Source organism: Falsiroseomonas oryzae, from assembly GCF_027856955.1.
In the GTDB taxonomy this organism is placed as follows: domain Bacteria; phylum Pseudomonadota; class Alphaproteobacteria; order Acetobacterales; family Acetobacteraceae; genus Falsiroseomonas; species Falsiroseomonas oryzae.
This window is the reverse complement of the sequence record NZ_JAPSMD010000996.1, coordinates 1-590: the sequence shown is the minus strand read 5'-3', so window position 1 is coordinate 590 and position 590 is coordinate 1. Positions and strand designations below refer to the sequence as shown.

At 75.8% G+C, this 590-nt stretch carries 1 protein-coding gene; it reads left to right on the top strand.

The genetic code is table 11. The features are described from left to right. Positions 1-589, top strand: a 589-nt coding sequence (locus tag OZN99_RS33150) for a DegT/DnrJ/EryC1/StrS family aminotransferase (protein ID WP_270939410.1), incomplete at its 5' end; no start/stop codon positions are given. Position 590 lies beyond the last annotated feature (1 nt).

Sequence of the window (590 nt, the reverse complement as noted above, 5' to 3'; positions counted from 1 at the left end):
CGCCGCCTTCTCCTTCAACGGCAACAAGATCGTCACCACCGGCGGCGGCGGTGCGCTGGCGAGCGACGACGCGGCGCTGCTGGCGCGGGCGCGCGCCCTGGCCGCGCAGGCGCGGGAGCCGGCAGCGCATTACCAGCACGAGACGACCGGCTATGCCTATGGCCTCTCCTCCGTGCTCGCCGCCGTCGGACTGGCGCAGCTGCCGACGCTGGCGGAGCGCGTCGCGCGGCGGCGCGAGATCTTCGCCGCCTATGTCGCCGGTCTCGGGGACCTGCCCGGCCTCTCCTTCATCGCCGAGCCGAACTGGGGGCGGGCCAATCGCTGGCTCAGCGTGGCGCTGATCGAGCCCATCGCCTTCGGCGCCGACCGCGAGGCCGTGCGGCGCGCGCTGGATGCCGCCGGGGTGGAGAGCCGCCCGGCCTGGAAGCCCCTGCACCTTCAGCCCGCCTTCCGCCACGCCGCCTGCGTCGGCGGCGAGGCCGCGGCGCTGCTGTTCGAGCGCGGCCTGTGCCTGCCCTCCGGCAGCGCGATGAGCGCCGCCGAGCAGGCGCGCGTGATCGAGACGGTGCGCAGCTGTGCGCGGCGGTGAG